Source organism: Brevundimonas lutea (assembly GCF_003704105.1).
Taxonomy (GTDB): Bacteria; Pseudomonadota; Alphaproteobacteria; order Caulobacterales; family Caulobacteraceae; genus Brevundimonas; species Brevundimonas lutea.
In genome coordinates, this window is sequence record NZ_QUOQ01000002.1 from 105,058 (window position 1) to 121,092 (window position 16,035).

General features: G+C 67.7%; 15 protein-coding genes. 6 read left to right on the forward strand and 9 right to left on the reverse strand.

The annotated features are described in order from the left end of the window. Positions 1–58: 58 nt before the first annotated feature. Positions 59–1,900, forward strand: coding sequence for an ABCB family ABC transporter ATP-binding protein/permease (locus tag EES48_RS00600; RefSeq protein ID WP_122464447.1), 1,842 nt, complete (start codon positions 59–61; stop codon positions 1,898–1,900). Here EES48_RS00600 and EES48_RS00605 read toward each other — a convergent pair. The 5 genes from EES48_RS00605 to EES48_RS00625 form a co-directional block, all read right to left on the reverse strand. Further along, on the reverse strand, positions 1,897–2,367 hold the full coding sequence (locus tag EES48_RS00605; RefSeq protein ID WP_122464448.1) for a chemotaxis protein CheE: 471 nt from the start codon (positions 2,365–2,367) through the stop codon (positions 1,897–1,899). The two genes, EES48_RS00600 and EES48_RS00605, sit on opposite strands and share 4 nt — an antisense overlap. Then, complete coding sequence (locus EES48_RS00610; RefSeq protein ID WP_240623168.1) at positions 2,364–2,930, reverse strand: response regulator; 567 nt, start codon at positions 2,928–2,930, stop codon at positions 2,364–2,366. Before EES48_RS00610 ends, EES48_RS00605 begins: the two co-directional genes overlap by 4 nt. Positions 2,931–3,034: 104 nt before the next feature. Beyond that, positions 3,035–4,267 (reverse strand): argininosuccinate synthase, encoded by a 1,233-nt coding sequence (locus EES48_RS00615; RefSeq protein WP_122464449.1) that lies wholly within the window; start codon positions 4,265–4,267, stop codon positions 3,035–3,037. Between the two features lie 83 nt (positions 4,268–4,350). Then, on the reverse strand, positions 4,351–5,271 hold the full coding sequence (locus EES48_RS00620) for a pirin family protein (RefSeq protein ID WP_122464450.1): 921 nt from the start codon (positions 5,269–5,271) through the stop codon (positions 4,351–4,353). Then, positions 5,268–5,765: an Lrp/AsnC family transcriptional regulator gene (locus EES48_RS00625; protein WP_122464451.1), complete on the reverse strand. Its 498-nt coding sequence runs from the start codon at positions 5,763–5,765 to the stop codon at positions 5,268–5,270. The genes EES48_RS00620 and EES48_RS00625 overlap by 4 nt, the downstream gene beginning before the upstream one ends. Positions 5,766–5,910: 145 nt before the next feature. On the opposite strand from EES48_RS00625, the gene EES48_RS00630 reads away from it, so the two are divergent. Genes EES48_RS00630 through lpdA form a run of 5 tightly spaced genes read left to right on the forward strand, consistent with a single transcriptional unit; the run spans position 5,911 to position 11,916 of the window. After that, complete coding sequence (locus EES48_RS00630; RefSeq protein WP_122464452.1) at positions 5,911–7,176, forward strand: 3-methyl-2-oxobutanoate dehydrogenase (2-methylpropanoyl-transferring) subunit alpha; 1,266 nt, start codon at positions 5,911–5,913, stop codon at positions 7,174–7,176. A gap of 2 nt (positions 7,177–7,178) precedes the next feature. After that, positions 7,179–8,306, forward strand: a complete 1,128-nt coding sequence (locus EES48_RS00635) for an alpha-ketoacid dehydrogenase subunit beta (protein ID WP_205679316.1) — start codon at positions 7,179–7,181, stop codon at positions 8,304–8,306. A 1-nt stretch (position 8,307) separates the two neighbouring features. Continuing rightward, on the forward strand, positions 8,308–10,044 hold the full coding sequence (locus tag EES48_RS00640) for a 2-oxo acid dehydrogenase subunit E2 (RefSeq protein WP_122464453.1): 1,737 nt from the start codon (positions 8,308–8,310) through the stop codon (positions 10,042–10,044). A 4-nt stretch (positions 10,045–10,048) separates the two neighbouring features. Continuing rightward, entirely contained in the window at positions 10,049–10,522 is a 474-nt protein-coding gene (locus EES48_RS00645; protein ID WP_122464454.1) for a hypothetical protein, read from the forward strand. Then, complete coding sequence (lpdA, locus tag EES48_RS00650) at positions 10,519–11,916, forward strand: dihydrolipoyl dehydrogenase (protein ID WP_122464455.1); 1,398 nt, start codon at positions 10,519–10,521, stop codon at positions 11,914–11,916. Before EES48_RS00645 ends, lpdA begins: the two co-directional genes overlap by 4 nt. A gap of 191 nt (positions 11,917–12,107) precedes the next feature. Here the strand turns inward: lpdA and EES48_RS00655 are convergent, their stop codons facing one another. The 4 genes from EES48_RS00655 to EES48_RS00670 all read right to left on the reverse strand — a co-directional run bounded on the left by EES48_RS00655 (position 12,108) and on the right by EES48_RS00670 (position 16,035). Then, entirely contained in the window at positions 12,108–12,710 is a 603-nt protein-coding gene (locus tag EES48_RS00655; RefSeq protein ID WP_122464456.1) for an EipA family protein, read from the reverse strand. A 111-nt stretch (positions 12,711–12,821) separates the two neighbouring features. Further along, a complete protein-coding gene (gene pheT / locus EES48_RS00660; protein WP_122464457.1) occupies positions 12,822–15,236 on the reverse strand; it encodes a phenylalanine--tRNA ligase subunit beta in 2,415 nt (804 codons plus the stop codon). After that, complete coding sequence (locus EES48_RS00665) at positions 15,233–15,631, reverse strand: hypothetical protein (RefSeq protein ID WP_122464458.1); 399 nt, start codon at positions 15,629–15,631, stop codon at positions 15,233–15,235. The genes pheT and EES48_RS00665 overlap by 4 nt, the downstream gene beginning before the upstream one ends. Next, the gene (locus EES48_RS00670) at positions 15,628–16,035 is read right to left on the reverse strand and encodes a hypothetical protein (RefSeq protein WP_122464459.1); all 408 of its coding nucleotides are present in this window, start codon (positions 16,033–16,035) and stop codon (positions 15,628–15,630) included. The genes EES48_RS00665 and EES48_RS00670 overlap by 4 nt, the downstream gene beginning before the upstream one ends.

Below are 16,035 nucleotides of genomic sequence, written 5' to 3' on the forward strand. Positions count from 1 at the left end.
GCGCGATCGCCATATAGCGCCCATGGCGAGAGGCGCGGGTGGTCGGGGCAGGGGGAGTATGGAGGCGCGGGCCCAGATGGCCGGCGTCGCCGCGCCGTCCGAAGCACCCAACACCTGGGCCGCGCTCAGCGACCTGTTTCGCCTCGTGGGCCGCTCCAATGCCCCCCAGCTGAAACTGCGCCTTGCCGCCGCCATCGCCCTGACCCTGGTGGGCAAGGCGCTGGGCGTGCTGGCGCCCCTGGCGCTGGGCGCGGCGGTCAACCGGCTGGCGGCCGATCAGGGCGCGGGCGTCGGCGTGGCCGCCGGGTTCGCCGCCTTGGCGGTCGGCTGGGCCCTGATCCGGCTGCTCTCCAGCGCCGCGCCGCAGATTTCGGACGTCATCTTCGCGCCGGTGCGCCAGGCCGCCCAGCGGACCACGGCGGCCGAGACCTTCGCCCATGCGCTCAACCTGTCTCTGGACTTCCACCAGACCAAACGCTCGGGCGCCCTGTCGCGCACGGTGGAGCGGGGCTCGCGGGCGGTGGACTTCCTGCTGCGCATCCTGGCCTTCAATTTGATCCCGACTGGAGTCGAACTGGCGCTGGCGGCGGGCGTGCTGGGGGGCATGTACGACTGGCGCTTCGGGGCCGTCGCCGTGGTCGTGGTGGTGATCTACGCCGTCTCCACCTTCGCCCTGTCCAACTGGCGGCTGGAGCATCGCCGGGTGATGAACGCGGCCGATTCCGAGGCGGCGGGCCTCGCGGTGGATTCCCTGCTTAACTACGAGACGGTCAAGTCGTTCGGGGCCGAGGCCCGCGCGGCCGAGGGCTATCACCGCGCCCTGACCGTCTATGGCGACGCGGCGCTCAAGGCCAACAGCTCGCTGGCCATGCTGAACATGATCCAGGCCGCGATCATGAATGTCGGCCTTGGCGTCATGGCCGTGATGGCCGGGTTCGAGGCCCTGGCCGGTCGCATGGGACCGGGCGATGTCACGGCGGCGGTGCTGATCCTGATCTCTCTCTATGCGCCTCTGAACATCCTGGGCTTCGCCTACCGCGAGATCCGCCAGTCCTTCATCGACATGGAGGAAATGCTGAAAGTCACGCGCCAGCGCCCGGCCGTGGCCGATGCGCCGGACGCCGCCGACCTTCCCCGTCCCGCCGATGACCGCGGCGGCGATCTTGTGTTCGAGGGTGTCGGCTTTCGCCACGACGCGCGCTCATCCGGCCTGGAGGACGTGTCGTTTGACGCTCGCCCCGGCACGACCGTCGCGTTGGTCGGCCCCTCGGGGGCGGGCAAGTCGACCATCGTCAAGATGGCCTTGCGTCTGCTCGATCCTCAGGCGGGGCGGGTGACCCTGGACGGGCTGGACTTGCGCCAGGTGACCCAGGCGTCGCTGCGCCAGGCCATCGCCCTGGTGCCCCAGGACGTGGCCCTGTTTAACGACACCATCCGCGCCAACATCGCCTTCGCGCGACCCGAGGCGAGCGAGGCCGAGATCTGGGCGGCGGCCGAGGCGGCCGAACTGGACCATTTCATCGACGGACTGCCGGACGGGCTGGAGACGCGCGTCGGCGAGCGCGGCCTGAAACTGTCGGGCGGCGAGCGTCAGAGGGTCGGCATCGCGCGCGCCCTGCTGGCCGATCCCCGCATTCTGATCCTCGACGAAGCGACCTCCGCGCTGGACAGCCGCACCGAGGCCGCGATCCAGAAGACGCTGAGAAAGGCGCGTCAGGGGCGCACCACCCTGGTGGTCGCACACCGGCTGTCGACGATTGCCGACGCCGACCTGATCCTGGTGCTCAAGGACGGCCGCATCGTGGAGCGCGGCTCGCACGTTGAACTGGTCGCGCGCGTCGGCGGCGAATACGCCGCCCTGTGGCGCAAACAGACCCGGGGCGCGCGAACGTCGGCCTAAGCCTTGTGCTCGACGCCCTTTTTCTCGGCAACCTGATACAGGCCGGCCAGAACCTGATCCCTTGCGGCGGTGGCGTCCGTCGGCAGGCTCATCAGCAGGGTCATGGCGCCGACGTGGACATCGACCACGCGCCAGTCGAACTCACGCCCGGCCTGATGATTGTCGGCGATCTCGCAGAGGTTATGCGCCGCCTTCGACACGTGAGCGATCTCGAACGGGCTTGCGGCGTCCAGGATAGCCGAACTGGCGTGATAGGCGCGCTCGACCCTGTCGTCTGTCGGTCCATCCTCGGAACGGATGGCGGTCAGCTCTTTCAGCCGCGCATTGATCACCGCCATGCCCTCATCGCGCATCGGGGCGAGATTGGCCTCGGCCTGTTTCAGCGCCGCGCCGATGCTGACGCCGCCGCGCTCGTTGATCATGGTCGCAAGGCGGGACTTCCGGCGTACCCAGGTGACCACGCTCATGATGGGTTTCCTGTCTTCGGCTCAGCGGACGTCGTCGCAGACGAGCCGTTCCAGCGACGCTCTCCGCTTGAGGGCGGTCCGTCATCGCGAAAGCGCCGGTCGGGACCGAAGTAGTCACCCGCTTGCAGGAAGGGTCGGCTATCTCGCGCCGCCCACACGATGCGTTCCAAAAGCGTGGCGGGGCTGAATGGCTTGGTCACCAGAAAGTTGGCGCCGCAATCGCGCGCCTTGTGAACCTTCGACTTCTTGACGTGGCCTGCGGTCATGATGACCGGCACATAGGAATTGGGCTCGTTCTTGGCCGAGCGAAGCTGTTTGACCAGGTCGTAGCCGTCGACCTCGGGCATCTCGCAGTCGATCACCATCAGGTCGACGATCTCGTCCTTGAGGATGTTCAAGGCCTCGGCGGCGTTCGCGCAGGCAAACTTGGTCTGGGCCCCGAACCCCGACAGCGATTGAACCGTCAGGGCCAGGGAGAACGGTTCGTCGTCGACGACCATCACCACCGCCTTGGACAGATTGACGACCGCGCTGGACCTCAGCGCCTCACCGACGCCGCTCACCCGATCCCGTCCCCGACGTCACCCTGGAACGCCATGATCGAACCACCCCACGCCGCCCCGACTCGGAGCCCGGGCGAGCGTGAGGCATGGCCGTGGATCATTGGTTAACGAAGCCGCGCGTCCCGCTTGGCCAGTACCCGTAGGCGCAGTGCGTTCAGCTTGATGAAGCCCTCGGCGTCGCGGTGATCATAGGCCACGGCGCCCTCCTCGAAGGTGACCAGTTCCTGATCGTACAGGCTCTGGGCGCTCTCGCGGCCGATGACGGTGGCCGAACCCTTGTAGAGCTTAACCTTGACCACGCCCTCGACCCGCTCCTGGCTCTTGTCGATGGCGGCCTGGAGCATCTCGCGCTCGGGCGCGAACCAGAACCCATTATAGATGAGATGGGCGTATTTGATCGCCAGCTCGTCCTTCAGATGGGCGGCGCCGCGATCCAGGGTGATCGATTCGATGCCCCGGTGGGCGGCCAGCAGGATCGTCCCGCCCGGCGTCTCATAGACTCCCCGGGACTTCATGCCGACGAAGCGATTCTCGACCAGATCCAGCCGCCCGATCCCGTTGTCGTGGCCCAGCTGGTTCAGCTTGGTCAGCAGGGCGGCGGGCGACAGCGCCACGCCGTCGATCGACACGGCGTCGCCGCGCTCGAAGCCAATCTCGATGACCGTGGCCTGATCGGGCGCGTCCTCAGGGCTCAGCGTCCGCTGATGCACGAACTCCGGCGCCTCGACCGCAGGGTCCTCCAGCACCTTGCCCTCCGAGGAGGAGTGCAAAAGATTGGCGTCGACCGAAAAGGGGGCCTCTCCGCGCTTGTCCTTGGAGATCGGGATCTGGTGCTTCTCGGCGAAGTCCAGCAGCGCCTCGCGGCTGCGGAATTCCCATTCCCGCCACGGGGCGATCACCCGGATGTCGGGCTCCAGCGCATAGTAGCCCAGCTCGAACCGGACCTGGTCGTTGCCCTTGCCGGTGGCGCCGTGACAGACGGCGTCGGCGCCGACCTGGCGGGCGATCTCGATCTGGCGCTTGGCGATCAGCGGCCGGGCGATCGAAGTGCCGAGCAGATACTGACCCTCGTACAGGGTGTTGGCCCGGAACATCGGGAAGACATAGTCCCGCACGAACTCCTCGCGTAGGTCGTCGATGAAGATGTTCTCGGGCTTGATGCCCATCTTCAGCGCTTTTTCCCGCGCGGGCTCCAGCTCCTCGCCCTGGCCCAGATCGGCGGTGAAGGTGACCACCTCCGCCCCATATTCGGTCTGCAGCCATTTCAGGATGATCGAGGTGTCCAATCCGCCGGAATAGGCAAGGACCACCTTCTTGGGAGCATCGGAAACGGACATGGGCGAAATCCTTCGATCGTGCGCGGCGGAGGGGGAGGGCGCGCGCCCGCGCTTAAAGGACCAGACGGCCGTCTATGCAAGCCTCACACGGGGTCGGTCGGCGGCGGAGGCCTGGACGCCGGCGGCTCTTCCGGCAGGGGGATGAACTCCAGCTGGTCGTCGGTCGGCAGTTTCATGCGGCCGGCTTTCCAGTCGGCCTTGGCCTGATCGATCCGCGCCTGCGAAGATGCCACGAAATTCCACCAGATCAGCCGCTCGCCGACCGGCTCGCCGCCCAGCAGCATGACGGTCGAGGGCTCCAGGGCCGTGATCGTCGGCTGGGCCTCTGGCTTCAGCACCGCCAGCTGGCCGGTCCGAACCGTCTGGCCGTCGACCTCGACCGCCCCGCGCGCCACGAACACCGACCGCTCGGAATAGCCGCCGTCGCCCCGCCCCGGCGGCGGCGCGGCCGTCGTTCCTTCGGCCATCTCCCAATGCACATAAAACAGCGGCGACGCCCCCTGAACCCTGGCCGTCTCGCCATAAGCCGAGCCCGCCACCAGCCGCGCGAACAGGCCGCCGTTCTGATAGGTCGGCAGGCTCTCCTCGCCGTGATGCTGGAAATCCGGCTCAGTTTCTTCCTTGTCGTCGGGCAGGGCGATCCAGGCCTGCATCCCATGCATCGGCCCGCCCTGGCTCTTCTTCAGCGGATCGGTGCGCTCGGAATGGACGATGCCCTTTCCGGCCGTCATCCAGTTGACCTCGCCCGGCCGAATCGCCTGGGTCACGCCCAGGCTGTCGCGGTGCATGATCTCGCCCTCGAACAGATAGGTCAGGGTCGACAGGCCGATGTGCGGATGCGGCCGCACATTGATGGCGTCCGCCCCCGGCGCGAACTCCGCCGGGCCCATCTGGTCTAGGAAGATGAACGGCCCGACCATGCGTCGCCCCGCATAGGGCAGCACCCGCCCGACCTCGAACCCGCCCAGATCCTTGCGACGCGCGTCGATCAGCAGGTCGATCATGAGCCTTGTCCCAGATGCGGCGTGATCAGGTTGAGCGGCAGGGCGGTGACGTTCTTGACCCCCCTAGTGACGATATGGCTCTCGCAGTCCGAGACGATCCCCAGGCTCAGCAGCTTGTCCCTCAGGAACAGGTCAAAGGCGTGCATGTCGCGCGTCACGATCCTGAGCACATAGTCCTCGCGGCCGGTGATGGTGGCGCACTGCACCACCTCGGGCCAGGCGTGCACCGCCTGTTCGAACTGGTTCAGATTGTCCCGCGACGGCAGGTTCAGTTTGACGATCGCATAGACCTCGAAGTCCAGGCCGAGCTTCTCGGCGTCCAGCAGGGTGACCCGCCGCACGATCAGCCCGGCGTCCTCCAGCCGCTTGATGCGCCGCCAGCAGGGCGAGGCCGACAGCCCCACCCGTTCGGCCACCTCGGCCACCGAGAGCCCGGCGTCCTGTTGCAGGATGTCGAGGATGCGCGCGTCGATGGGATCGAGATCGGCCGCCAATGTGTTTCCCCTATCCGGCATTCGTCGCAATAAAATACCCGAGACGGGCCGGTTGCAAGGCGGACCTTTGGCAAGCACCTGCATTTGCGACGTGCTAAGTCCGCCCCTAAAGGAAACGCCGCGCAGAGACCTAAAAGGGCCCCGCATGACCGAGCCGACCACCGCCGCCGCTCCGGCGGGCCGAGCCAATCGCCAGCCCCTGTCGCTGCGGGTGCCCGAACCCTCGGGCCGGCCCGGCGACACACCCGACTTCAGCCATCTGAAGCTCGATGAGCCCGGCGCGGTGGATCGCCCCGAGGCCTCGACGGCGCCGGCCGAGATGCGCGACCACGCCTTTCGCCTGATCCGGGTGCTGGACGATCAGGGGCGGGCGGTGGGCCCGTGGGATCCCAAGCTGGACCCCGAGACCCTACGCCGGGGCCTGAAGGCCATGATCCTGACCCGCGCCTTCGACGACCGGATGCACCGCGCCCACCGCCAGGGAAAGACCAGCTTCTACATGAAGTGCACCGGCGAGGAGGCCATCGCGGTGGCACAGGGCATGATCCTGAGCCGCGAGGACATGGGCTTTCCCACCTATCGCCAGCAGGGACTCTTGATCGCGCGCGGCTATCCGCTGGCGGCGATGATGAACCAGATCTATTCCAACGCCGAGGACCCGATCAAAGGCCGCCAGCTGCCGATCATGTATTCGGCCAAGGACCACGGCTTCTTCACCATCTCGGGCAACCTCGGCACCCAGGTGCCGCAGGCGGTCGGCTGGGCCATGGCCAGCGCCTACAAGGGCGACGACAAGCTGGCCATCACCTGGATCGGCGACGGGGCAACGGCGGAAGGCGACTTCCACAACGCCCTGACCTTCGCGGCCGTCTATCGCGCCCCGGTGATCCTGAACATCGTCAACAACCAGTGGGCCATCTCGTCGTTCATGGGCATCGCCGGCGGCGATCAGACGACCTTCGCCTCCAAGGCCATAGGCTACGGCCTGCCGGCGCTGCGCGTCGACGGCAACGACTTCCTGGCCGTCTGGGCCGCGACCCAGTGGGCCGAGGAGCGGGCCCGGTCGAACCAGGGCGCGACGGTGATCGAGTTGTTCACCTATCGTGGCGCGCCTCACTCCACCTCCGACGACCCCAGCCGCTATCGCCCCGGCGACGAGCACGAGAAATGGCCCCTGGGCGATCCGGTCCAGCGCCTGAAGCAGCATCTGATCGCGCTGGGCGAGTGGTCGGATGACCAGCAGACCGAGGCCGAGACCGATGCCGTCGCCCAGGTCCGGGCCGCCGGCAAGGAGTCCGAGGCCATCGGCACGCTGGGCCAGTCGCGCCCCAGCGTGAAGACCATGTTCGAGGAGGTGTACGCCACCGACGACTGGCGCTTGGTCGAGCAACGTCGCGAGGTGGGGGTCTGATCATGAGCGAGCAAACCACCTTCACCGAATCCGACCGCGCCGACGGCATCGAGCCCGACATGGTCGACCAGGACGCCGCCCCCGCCTCCGTGGCGCCCGCCTCGGGCGGCGTAGGGCCGATGAACATGATCCAGGCGCTGAACTCGGCGCTGCACGTCAAGATGGCTGAGGATCCCGACGTCCTCAGCTTCGGCGAGGACGCCGGTTATTTCGGCGGCGTCTTCCGCGTCACCGACCAACTGCAGCAGAAGCACGGCCTGACCCGCAGCTTCGACGCCCCGATCTCGGAATGCGGCATCGTCGCCGCCGCCATCGGCATGGGCGCCTATGGACTGCGCCCCGTCGTCGAGATCCAGTTCGCCGATTACATCTATCCGGCCTACGACCAGATCGTCTCCGAGGCGGCCAAGATGCGCTACCGCTCCGGCGGTCAGTTCACCTCGCCGATCGTGGTGCGCAGCCCCTATGGCGGCGGCATCTTCGGCGGCCAGACCCATAGCCAGTCGCCCGAAAGCCTGTTCACCCACATCGCCGGCCTGAAGGTGGTGATCCCGTCCAATCCCTATGACGCCAAGGGTCTGCTGACCGCCGCGATCGAGGATGATGATCCGGTGATCTTCCTGGAGCCCAAGCGGCTCTACAACGGCCCCTTCGACGGGTGGCACGAAAAGCCGGTGTCGCCCTGGAAGGCCCAGGAGCTCGCTCAGGTGCCGACCGGCAAGTATGTCGAGCCGCTGGGCAAGGCGCGGGTGGTGAGGGAAGGGGCCGACGTCACCATTCTGGCCTACGGCACCATGGTCTGGGTCTCCCTGGCGGGCGCCGAACACGCCGGGGTGGACGCCGAGGTCATCGATCTGCGCACCCTGGTCCCGCTCGACATCGAGACCATCGAGGCCTCGGTGAAGAAGACCGGCCGCTGCGTCATCGTGCACGAGGCGCCGCGCACCTCGGGCTACGGCGCGGAGCTCTCGGCCCTGGTCCAGGAGCGCTGCTTCTATCATCTGGAGGCGCCGATCGCGCGGGTGACCGGCTGGGACACCCCCTATCCCCACGCCTTCGAGTGGGAATATTTCCCCGGCCCCGAGCGGGTCGCCGACGCGCTCAAGTCCGTTATGTCGGGAGGCCGCTGAGATGGGTCGCTATGTCTTCAAACTGCCTGACGTGGGCGAGGGCACGGCCGAGGCCGAGCTGGTCGGCTGGCACGTCAAGGTCGGCGACGCGGTCGAGGAGGACCAGATCGTCGCCGACGTCATGACCGACAAGGCCACGGTCGAGATCACCGCCCCGGTTTCCGGCACGGTGTCGAAACTGCACGGCGAACCCGGCGAGATGCTGGCCGTCCGCGGCCCCCTGGTCGAGTTCGAGGTCGAGGGCGCCGGCAATGCCGCGGCCGCCGAAACTCCCTTCCCCCTGGAGGGGGGAAGGGCCGGGGATGGGGGTGGAAGCCCGTCCGCGAACTCTGAGTCGGACGCGTTTGGCGCCGAACCGGCAGCCACCGCCTCCACCCCCACCCAACCCTCCCCGTTGGCGCAGGGGGAGGGCTCAGGATCGGCCAACCATGTCTTCAAACTGCCCGACGTCGGCGAGGGCACGGCCGAGGCCGAACTGGTCGGCTGGCACGTCAAGGTCGGCGACGCGGTCGAGGAAGACCAGATCCTGGCCGAGGTCATGACCGACAAGGCGACGGTGGAGATTACCTCGCCCGTCACCGGAACTGTCGTCGCCCTGCACGGAGAGGCCGGCCAGCAGCTCGCCGTCGGCGGCCCGCTGGTCAGCTTCAAGGTTGAGGGCAAGGGGAATGTCCAACCTGCCCCCTTCCCCCTGGAGGGGGGAAGGGCCGGGGATGGGGGTGGAAATCCGTCCGCACCCTCGGCGGCCGCCGCGTCGAAGGTCGAGGCCAGATCCACCGCCTCCACCCCCAACCCAACCCTTCCCCCCTCCAGGGGGAAGGGCTCGGAAGCCAAGCTTTCCGAACGCGGCCAGCGCCCGCTCGCCTCGCCCGCCGTGCGTCAGCGCGCGCGCGACCTGGGTGTGGAGCTGCAGTTCGTCCCAGGATCCGGCCCCGCCGGCCGCATCGAGCACGGCGACCTGGACGCCTATGTGTCCGGGGGCGGCAGGGGATCGTCCGGTCACGGAGGATCGACCGGGTCCACCTTCGCCAAGGCCGAAGGCGCCACCGAGACCCGCATCATCGGCCTGCGCCGCAAGATCGCGGAGAAGATGGCCGAGAGCGTGCGCCGCATCCCGCACATCACCTATGTCGAGGAGATCGACGTCACGGCGCTGGAGGAGCTTCGCGCTCACCTCAACGCCGAGGCGAAGAAGACGGGCAAGCCCAAGCTCAACGTCCTGCCCTTCATCGCCCGCGCCATCGTCGTCGCCCTGCGCGACCAGCCGACGATCAACAGCCACTATGACGACGAGGCCGGCGTCCTGACGACGCACAACGCCGTCCACCTCGGGATCGCCGCCCAGACGCCGAACGGTCTGATGGTGCCGGTGGTCCGTAACGCGGAGGCGCGTGATCCCTACGACACCGCCCTGGAGATCGCCCGCGTCTCGGGCGCCGCCAAGGACGGCTCGGCCAAGCGCGAGGAGCTTAGCGGCTCGACCATCACCATCACCTCGCTGGGCACGCTGGGCGGGATCACCCACACCCCCATCATCAACCACCCCGAGGTCGCCATCGTCGGCCCCAACAAGATCCAGGAGCGGGTCGTGGTGAAGGACGGCCAGATGGTCGTGCGAAAGATGATGAACCTCTCCTCCAGCTTCGACCACCGCATCGTCGACGGCCACGACGCGGCGGTCTTCGTCCAGCGGATCAAGGGGCTTCTGGAGCATCCCGCGACGTTGTGGATGGGGTGAGCGAATGGGCCAGATCGAGCAGAAGGCCCTCGAGTTTGAGGTGGTTGAACGGCTGGCGGAGATGCTTCGCCAAACACCGGGGCGGCCTTTCTCGACAACCGAAGCGCTGGCCTACTTCACCACGATCCTCGCTTGGGTGATCCAGCGGGTGAAGAAGTCAGAAGAGCATCTAGGAGCCGACCTGAAGAAGCGATGGAAAGAGCTCCCTGCTAGTGACGCCCCTTGGTCGCTGCCGTCCCCTCTCGACCAGAAGAACGTTTTCGACGCGCTGGACGACCTAAGAAATGCTTCAGCGCATGCGGGCTTACGTTCGAGCAAGCCGGTTAACGAGGGGAAATACCTCGTTGGCTTCGAATTAGGCGGGGAAGTGGATGCGGTGAAATGGACCGTTCAGCTTCACGAAAATGAATTGAGAAGGATCGGCGCGCTGGTAGCTGCCGGTTTCGTCGCTCAGATGCGCTCGGCAGGTAAGCAATGACACAAACGCTCAAAACCAAAGTCCTCATCATCGGCGCCGGCACCGGCGGCTATGTCGCGGGCATCCGCTGCGGCCAGCTGGGCCTCGACACCGTGCTGGTGGACGGCGGCGATGGCCTGGGCGGCACCTGCCTGAACGTCGGCTGCATTCCGTCCAAGGCGATCATCCACGCGGCCAACAAGTTCGAGACCGTGGCCAAGGCGGCGGACGGCGGCACCCTGGGCATCACGGCGTCCAAGCCCGCCATCGACATGGCCCAGACCACGGCGTGGAAGGACGGCATCGTCAAGAAGCTGAACGGCGGCGTCGCGGCCCTGCTCAAGAAGGCCAAGGTCAAGGTGATCAAGGGGTGGGCCACCTTCTCCGACGCCAAGACCTGCACGGTCAAAACGGCCGACGGCGACATCACCATCACCGCCGAATACGTCATCCTGGCCACCGGCTCAGATCCCGTGGAACTGCCGTTCCTCAAGTTCGGCGGCGACGTCATCTCCTCGACCGAGGCCCTGTCGCTGGACAAGGTGCCCGGCAAGCTCGTCGTCGTAGGCGGCGGCTATATCGGGCTGGAGCTGGGCATCGCCTATCGCAAGCTGGGCGCCGAGGTCACCGTGGTCGAAATGGCCGACCGCATCCTGCCGCTCTATGACAAGGCTCTGACCGATCCGGTCGCCAAATGGATGGAGAAGCACGGCGTCACCCTGATGCTGGGCGCCAAGGCGGGCGGCTTCGACAAGGGCAAGCTCAACGTCACCGACAAGGACGGACAGGCGATCACGCTTCCCGCCGACAAGGTGCTGGTCACCGTCGGCCGCAAGCCCCGCACCCAGGGCTGGGGCCTCGAGAACATGGGCGTGGCAATGGCCGGGCCGTTCGTGAAGATCGACGACCGCTGCGCCACCAGCATGCGGAACGTCTGGGCTGTCGGCGACCTGACCGGCGAACCCATGCTGGCCCACAAGGGCTCGGCCCAGGGCGAGGTCGTGGCCGAGATCATCGCCGGTCACGACAAGCGTTTCGACCCCGTCACCATCGCCGCCGTCTGTTTCACCGAGCCCGAGATCGTCTCCGCCGGTCTTGGCCCGCAGGACGTCGAGGGCCGCGATGACGTGATCCAGTCGGTCTTCCCCCTGATGGCCATCGGCCGCGCCCTGGCCATCGAGGCGGGCGACGACGGCGGCTTCGTGCGGGTGATCGCGTCGAAGTCCGACCACCGTCTCCTAGGCATCCAGGCCGTCGGCCAGCACGTCTCGGAGCTGTCGAACAGCTTCGCCCAGATGCTGGAGATGGGTGCGGTGCTGGAGGATGTGGCCGGCACCATCCACGTCCACCCCACCCTCGGCGAAGCCTTCCACGAGGCCAGCCTCAGGGCGCTGGGCCACGCCATTCATATCTAGAGGGTCGCTATCGCTCGCCGCGCGGCGGCTCGCTACCTGAGCGACCGATTATCCTTCTTCCCTCGGGGGAGAGGGTGGCTCGCGTAGCGAGACGGATGAGGGGGCTGCTAGCCAAGAGCGCGCCTGCCGGCCAGCGAGACGCCCAACCTCGCTCAAGCAGCCGAGAACCGCGTTTGCGGCGTTAGCGATCCCTAGAAAGGCAAAAGATTTCGCTGGCGGCTATAGGCCATGGTGCCGACGTTGGCGCCGAGGCGCAGGCCGACGCCGGTTCGCACGGGGGCGAGCACGATTCCGTCCGCCTGCTGATAATTCACGCCCAGACCGGCGACCACATAGGCGGTGCCCTCCACGCCGGGGTAGCGGCGATAGATCATGTCCGGGTGATACAGGCCGTAGACCAGAGTGAAGACCCGGCTCGCGTTGCCCCCGATGTCCCAACCGATCGAAATGCCCTGCCAGAACACCTCCTGCGACGCCGACAGGTCCTTCATGTGCAGCGCGCCGCGGCCATAGCGCAGGCCCACGGCGGCGGCGCCGGCGCCCTCTTCGCCCGCGATATAGGCGGTCGGGCGGTCACCCTGATCGGCGAAGATGCGCTCGATGGCGCCGCCCACGGCCTCGGCCGCGATGCCCAGCTCGCGCGATCCGGCGGCGGTCAGCTCCTCGAAGGAATAGGCCTGGGCGTTGCGGTCCGACGGCACCGGATAGTTCGGATCGTTCGGCGGCCGGTTGGTGGCGCAGGCCGAAAGGCCGGCGGCGGCGAGGCCCGTGGTGATGAGGGTGCGGCGGTGCATGATGCGGGCTCCGAAAGACTGATTTCGCCCGTCGCGCGCGGGCGTTCGTCCGGCGACGGTCACCCGCTTTTACGGCTGATGTGCGGCCACAAGGTTAATGGCCCCGTAACCTCAGCTGCGAAGCCGCGCGCCCAGCTTGTCCGCCGCCGCGACGATCTTGGTCGACAGCGCCTCGATCTCGGCCTCGGTCAGGGTGGCCTCGCGCGGCTGGATCACCACCTCGACCGCCAGCGACTTCATGCCGTCGTCCACTCCCTTGCCGCGATACAGGTCGAACAGACGCGCCTCGGAGATCAGGGCCTTATCCGCGCCCTGCACTGCGCGCATCAGATCGCCGGCGACCAGATCCTCGGGCGCGACGAAGGCGAAGTCGCGGGTCAGGGGCATCAGCGCGGACAGCTCGGCGGCCGGCCGTGCCTTTGATCCGCTCTTGGCCGCACGCGGTTGCGGCAGGGTGTCCAGCACGATCTCGAACGCCAGCATCGGCCCGTCGGCGTCCAGCGCCTTCAGCACGCCGGGGTGCAACGCGCCGAACTGGGCGACGACGGCCTTGGGCCCCAGTTGCAGCCGGGCCGAGCGCCCAGGATGCCACCAGCCGGGGTTCTGCCCCTGGACCAGCTGCAGCGACGCGACGGGCGCCCCCAGCTCTTCCAGCAGCGCCAACAGATCGGCCTTCAGCGCGAACAGAGGATCAACCGGCGCTCCGGTCCAGGCGCGTGGCGCGTGGGGCGCAAGCACGCCGGTGATCGTGGTGGTCTGGTCCTGCGGTCGGTCGCCGGCATAGACCGGGCCGATCTCGAACAGGGCCGCGTCGGCATGGCCCCGCGCGGCGTTCCTGGCCGCCGCCTGGATCAGGTTGGGGAGGGCCGAGGGCCGCATGCAGTCCAGGTCGGAGGCGATCGGATTGTCCAGCACCAGCCGCTCGTCTCCGCCGCCGAACAGCTGGGCGATCTTCCGCGAGGTAAAGGACCAGGTCACGGCCTCGCGCCAGCCCAGAGCCGCCAGCGCCCGGCGCGCCGTCCGCATCCGCGCCTGCCGCGGCGAAAGCACGCCGGATGGTGCGCGCTGCGTTTCGGGCAGGGGCGTGGACGGCAGGGCGTCATAGCCGACGATGCGGGCGACCTCTTCGACCAGGTCGGCAGGCCCCTCGACATCGCGTCGCCAGCTGGGCGGGGTGACGATCCAGTGGTCGCCGCGCGCGATCTGAAAGCCCAGGGCGGTCAGGATATCGGCAATCTGCTCGTCCCCGACCTCCAGCCCGGTCAGCCGCTCGACCCGGGCGGGATCGAAGGCGAAGGACGCCGGCGATGCGGGCGCTTCGCCGGCCACAACCATCTCCGACGGTTCCCCGCCGCACAGCTCCAGGATCAGCGCCGTCGCCAGCTCCAGTCCAGGAACCACCGAGGCCGGATCGACGCCGCGGGCGAACCGGTACTGGGCGTCCGAGATGATGCCGAGATCACGTCCGGTCTGAGCCGTGGCCAGGGGATCGAACCAGGCGCTCTCGACGAAGACATCGACCGTGGCCTCGTCGCAGCCGGTGGACTCCCCGCCCATGACGCCGCCCAGGCCGATCGGCCGCTCGCCCGCCGCGTCGGCGATGACGCAGGCGTTGGGGCCGGGCGCATAGGTCTTGCCGTCCAGCGCGATCAGATGTTCAGGCTCGCCGCTGTCGCGCGCGCTCTGTCCGCCCCTCGCGACGAGCTCGCCGCCTACCAGCTTCGAGGCATCATAGACGTGCAGCGGCCGGGCGCGGTCGTAGGAGACCAGATTGGTGATATCCACCAGGGCGCTGATGGGCCTCAGGCCGATGGCCCGCAGCCGGTCCTGCAGCCACTGCGGCGACGGCCCGTTGCGCACGCCCCGGATCAGCCGTCCCGCGAAGACGGCGCACAGGTCCGGCCGCTCGATGCGGATCGAGAGAGGCGAGGGGAAGGCCCCCGGCACGGCCTCGATCGCTGGCGTCTTCAGCGTCCCCAGACCCGCCGCCGCCAGATCGCGGGCGATGCCGGCGACGCCCAGCCAGTCCGGCCGGTTCGGCGTCACCTCGAAATCGATCACCGGCTGGGCGCCGAACACGCCCGCCGCCGGCCGGCCCACCGTCAGGTCGCCCGGCAGGTCCAGAATGCCGTCGGACTCATCCGACAGCTCCAGTTCCGACGCCGAGCACAGCATGCCGTTCGACACCACGCCGCGCACCGGCTTCTCGACCAGGGTCACGCCCAGGCCCGGCACATAGGCCCCGATCGGCGCATAGATGGTGACCAGTCCCGCCCGCGCATTGGGCGCACCGCAGACGATCTCCTTCATGCCGTCGACGGTCTCCACCTGGCACACCCGCAGTCGGTCGGCGTTGGGATGCTGTTCGGCCGAGACGATCCGCGCCACGGTGAAGGGCGCGAGTTTCGCCACCGGATCGATGACGTCCTCGACCTCCAGCCCGGCCATGGTCATGGCGCGCGCCACCGTCTCGACGTCGGCCTCGGTGTCGAGGTGGTCTTTCAGCCAGTCGAGGGTGAACTTCACGCCCGCGCTCCAGGGGAAACGCCGGCGAGCATGTCGAGCACGGCCTGCGACCCAGTGAAGCCGACATTGAAGAATTCGCAGTTGTCGAAACGACAATTGCGCATCGGAATGGTGCCCAAGGAGAAGTCGCCCAAGGGTTGGAGCAACAGATTGCGGATGTCGCCGCCGCTGTCGCCCAGGTTGCAGCTTTCCAGCTCCACGCCGCCCGCCAGCAGCAGGATCGCCGGACCCTGCAGGCGGCAGCGCCGGAAGGTCCGGCCTTCGATCCGCCCGGGCTTGGTGCCGCCCATCACCGTGACGAACAATTCGAACAGGTTGATGTCTGCGTCCTCGAAGCTCGTCGCGTTGAGATTGGCCGCCACCTGGACAGGTCGGTTGATCGGAACATAACTCATCGTCCCGCGCCTCCGCGCCCGGTGATCTCCGTGCTCATTCCTTCGATGAAGGCTGGCGACCCGGTATAGGCAATCTGGCGGAACCGGCAGCGCACAAACTTGCAGTCCTGCAGTCCTATGGCGCCGACCAAGCGCGGCCCGTGCGGAGTGAACAGCAGCGATTTGGCGTCGCTCGACGCACCCATGTCGCAGCCTTCGAACGTGGTGCCCTGCAACACGGCCACGAGCGCGGGGCCCTCGATGACGCAGTCGGTGAAGGTCTTGCCCTTGATAACCGGTTCGCCGGCGTTGAGCGTGTGAACGGCCAGCAGCGGCAGCCAGATCGCGCGCTTCTCGTAGGCGGTTTCGGCGACGAGCGCGCGCCCGTAGGTTTCGGACATCACGTCGAGGGTCTTGTCGGTCAT